This window comes from Ureibacillus endophyticus, assembly GCF_003628435.1.
Taxonomy (GTDB): domain Bacteria; phylum Bacillota; class Bacilli; order Bacillales_A; family Planococcaceae; genus Ureibacillus; species Ureibacillus endophyticus.
The window spans coordinates 1-4,451 of record NZ_RBZN01000086.1; the positions used below are offsets into that span (position 1 = coordinate 1).

The window sequence follows — 4,451 nt, forward strand, 5'->3', positions numbered from 1 at the left end:
GTCATTGGTTATAGTAAAAAAATGGATGTTTACTACCTTAGCTTTGGTGTTTTCGTTTTTTCTCTAAAACGCCAGAAAATATAAACTGAAAATTCAGAACTTATTTATGCGACGGTAGTGATTTTTAAATAGAGTTTAAAAATATGTATATAAAAGTCTTTAATTACGCGTTATAAAGTCCTCCTTTCGTCAAATTATATTTAATTATCAATCAATTTTATCTGTAATTCTTGATTTAGGGAATATGATTAAATAAACTAAATTATTACGGGTTATTACTATATCATCCTATAAAAATGTCATTCTAGTTTTTAACTAAGATACTTTGTCAAATTAAGTGCAACATTTCTTCCTGAAACGCCTCATGTGCAGTTTTCCAACCAAGACATTTTCTTGGTCGATGATTGATGAATTGAAGTGCTTGTTTCATCTCATCTTCTGTGACTTGATCGAAGTTTGTTTTCTTTGGAAAAAATTCACGTAAGAGACCATTTCCATTTTCATTACTGCCACGTTGCCACGAAGAATAGGCATCCGCAAAGTAAAATTGGATATTCAGGTCGTTTTCAAGCACCTTGTAACAGCTAAATTCTTTGCCTCGGTCGGTTGTAGCGGTTTGGATAGCGCCTTGAGGTAACTGCTTGTGTAACCGTCTTACGGCAGCTTCCATTGATGTAGCGGAACGATCTGGAATTAATACGCCAAAATACCAACGTGTTTTACGTTCGATAAATGTGGCAACACAACCTTTTGCTTGCCCACGTCCCGAAACAACCGTATCGAGTTCCCAGTGCCCAAATATTTCTCGTTTACGTACTTCTTTTGGACGTTTTGAAATAGGCGTCCCAATATTAAAGCGACCTCTTGTTTCACGCGGCTTTTGACGTTTTCCTTTTTGGCGAAGTACAGTAAGTGGAACTTCAAGTAAACCGTTATAAATCCAGCGGTAGATACTTTTAAAACTTAGCTTGCCCTGATATAAACGCCCGACAATCTGTTCGGGTGACCATGTTTCACCCAACTTTTCTTGAACAGCTTCTTTTAACTCGTGTGTGAGCTTAGACTTCGCCCCACATTTAGATTTATTGACTTGGTAACGAGTTTGGGCTTCTTCTGGTGAGCAGTTTGTATGTCGACGTAATTCTCTTGAAATCGTAGATGGACTTCTTTTTATAAATTTTGCAATTTGTCGAATAGAATAGCCTAACTCCAAGTAAGTTTCTATTTTTGAACGTTCAGATATGGTAAGATGAGTATAGCTCATAACGATTCCTCCTATGATGTTTGTGTGGTAACTAACATTTTACACGAGGTCGTTATGGGCTTCTTTTATTTTGCCTTACAGGTGTTGCACTTAATATTACAATTCATCCTAAGAAAAAAAATGAAGAGGTTGAAACATAAAAAACAACATTTTCCTGAAGTGAAAATGTTGTTTTTTTGATGAAGAGAAGGTTGATCTCCATTTCGTGTGAACGTTTTACGCGGGCACGGCCTCAACTGATTTTTGGCTTGGTGCACCTGTCACTTACGCTTTCGTCGCAAATAAATGCTGTTCCCGCAAGAGTCGTCACAATTCGTTCCAATCAACTTTTTCAGGAAAGCAGATTTTCAACAATAATAATATGCATAATCTTTTTGAAAATCACTTATGTCCTAGCCTCTCTCGTATAATAAATATTAACGTAATAATTGAAGTACACCTTGAGGTTGTTGATTAGCTTGAGCTAACATAGCTTGTGCAGCTTGAGTAAGGATAGAGAATTTTGTTTGGTCCATCATTTCTTTCGCCATGTCAACGTTGCGAATACGCGATTCTGCAGAAGTTAAATTTTCAGCTGAATTATTTAAATTAGAAATCGTATGTTCTAATCGATTTTGAAGAGCACCATAATTACTTCTTACTTTTGACACTCTTGAAATAGCAGAATCGAACATTTCAATCGCTTTATTTGCACCAATTCGAGTTGAAACATCAAGGCTACTTAAAGTTAGTCCTTCTGTTGATAAATCATATGTAGACATTGATATTGTTTGTCCAGTGTTAGCACCTACTTGGAAAACTATTTGTTCTCCTTCAGCACTTGTATCCTTATAAACCAATTGAAATTGGTCCGGATTTTCAATTGTTGTATTATTGGTAATGACATCTTTTACACTTGTTAAAGTACGTGATGTACCTTGAGCATTGTCTATTGACCCAACCCCATCAGCAAAATCAATAGTATTATTCAAATAATTTTTAACATCAGCACTTGTATTAAACCAATTCACAAAGGTTGTTGCATCTGTAAAATCAGGAACGTTTGCTATTTCACCAGTATCCCCTTGAGTAGTAGCGGCTAAAGCTTGATCTAATGTTTTACCAGCCTCTAATTCGTCCACAATCGCTTGTATTCCACCATCTGTTGCTTCATGCAATACCATAACGGCTGCATAAGCAGAGCCGTAATCACTATTCCAAGTATCTGTAAGTAAAACATTGTCCTTACCTGTAGCATTCAGAAAAGGAGCTCCACCTTGAATCGCAGTAGCTAACCCTTCCGTGAACCAATCTGGTACACCGTTAATAAGCGTTGCAGGCATTTTCGTAAACTGTACAGCATGTACAACCTCGTGGGCAACTAAGGCATCGACTTGACCCCAACCATCATCATTTTTATCTAAAATATTACCAATTTGTTGTAAATTTAATCGAAGCGTTAGCGTATTTCCGCCATCTGACGTACCCATTGTCGCAGCTGCACCAGTAGGCGATTCAAAGAATTCTACATTCATTGTCTTAGGTGCACCATATCCAGTTGTAACACCTAGATAAGTATTTATTGTAGATAGAGCATCATCAATCCAAAATTCTAATTTATCCTTAATATCTGGAATTAAAGTTGCGCTAGTTCCTGAAACAGACCCCTTATTCAATAGTTTTTTTGTATTAAATTCTGTACTATTTGCTGTTTGTGTTATCTGTTCCTTTAATTGTTTAATTTCATCATTTAGATTTTGTCGATCCTCATCTGTTAATGTATCAGTTGCTGCTTGGACAGCTAGTTCTCTACCTCGTTGCAACATTTCATGAATTACAGCTGCCCCACCTTCTGCAGTTTGTATCATTGAGATGCCATCGTTCGCATTACGAGATGCCTGTTCTAATCCTCTAATTTGACCTCTCATTTTTTCCGAAATCGCAAGTCCTGCTGCATCATCTCCAGCACGATTAATCCGTAGTCCCGAAGATAACTTTTCTATGGACTTAGATTGAGAGTTATTAGCATAATTTAACTGCCTATGTGTGTTCAGCGCTGTGATATTATGGTTTATTCTCATTTTTTTCCTCCTTTATGTGTTTATCGGTATTTTGCTATGAAATTTTGATACCTAAATTAGTAAAAAATAATCATGGTTAAGAACACAATTGTCATTTGAATGGTTGCCTTCACATTTTGCATGCTATTATCATCAAAAAAATATAAATTCAATAATGTTTTTTCCATTACCAATTTCACTTTACAGTATCAATAAAATTTTCTAAGGTTTATAATTTGCCCTTTTAAAAATATAACAATAATCTTAAAATAAAAATAGAGACCCTAGAATTGCTAGAGCGTTTAATGTAATAAAAATTTACATAATAATCAATTACATAGAGGTCCATTGGCACTAAATCAGAATCAACGAATTGAATTTACTCATCACGATATTGTTACTTCACAAGAATACTTCCTCTCTTGTATTTGCAACAAAAGTAGAGTTCTTGACAATATCTTCTATACATCTATAATAAACTGCATTTATTTTCTTCCTTAAATAGAAAAACTTCTACTCAATTCTAGTAGTCAAAGAATCAACTTACATTCTTTAAATATAATATATGTCCGAGTATTAGATTATTAATGATTATGTATTTTTAGCGGCTAAGACTCTTTGTGCAAAAGGTCTAGTTGCTTGTAGATAGCTTTCGAGGCGCAATTTCCTTTTTTCGTTTTACCACTAAAAAGAGAAACACCACAATCTTAATTCACTATAGATTGCAGTTGTTTCTCTAGAAAAAGAATGTCCTGTTTCAATGTATTAAGTTGATTATTTAATCTATTAAGCACCATTGGCATTACTTCATGATCACGAGCGTACATTGCTATTTCCTTCATTTCGTAAAGCTTGTTCTCAATTTCCTCTAAGATTCTATCCTGGCTTTTACACCATTCAAGCTGTTTTTCCAGAAAAAATTGATACTCTTGATTATTTTTATTCATTTTAATCCCCTAAATATGGTTCTTAGTCAAATGTTGGGGTGATGTGTTCTTGCACGTCACCCTTGTTAACCTAAATGAACCCCGATTTCTTTATATAAATCATTTAATAAAATCTTTGCTTTAAAATGCTTAAAACTTCTAAAACCATAAGCATTTCGTTTCATTACCTTCGATTTATTATTAATGCCTTCTAGAAATCCA

Annotated in this window: 4 protein-coding genes; all 4 read right to left on the bottom strand. The window is 34.8% G+C overall.

Features of this window, described 5'->3' with window-relative positions; genetic code table 11:
* Positions 1-328: 328 nt before the first annotated feature.
* The gene (locus D8M03_RS17025) at positions 329-1,264 is read right to left on the bottom strand and encodes an IS30 family transposase (RefSeq protein ID WP_121215994.1); all 936 of its coding nucleotides are present in this window, start codon (positions 1,262-1,264) and stop codon (positions 329-331) included.
* Positions 1,265-1,680: 416 nt separating this feature from the next.
* Entirely contained in the window at positions 1,681-3,324 is a 1,644-nt protein-coding gene (locus D8M03_RS17030; RefSeq protein WP_170148492.1) for a flagellinolysin, read from the bottom strand.
* A 686-nt stretch (positions 3,325-4,010) separates the two neighbouring features.
* Positions 4,011-4,250: a hypothetical protein gene (locus D8M03_RS17040; RefSeq protein ID WP_121215995.1), complete on the bottom strand. Its 240-nt coding sequence runs from the start codon at positions 4,248-4,250 to the stop codon at positions 4,011-4,013.
* Positions 4,251-4,315: 65 nt separating this feature from the next.
* Positions 4,316-4,451: transposase (locus tag D8M03_RS17045; protein WP_147404843.1), on the bottom strand; the 136-nt coding region annotated here is incomplete at its 5' end.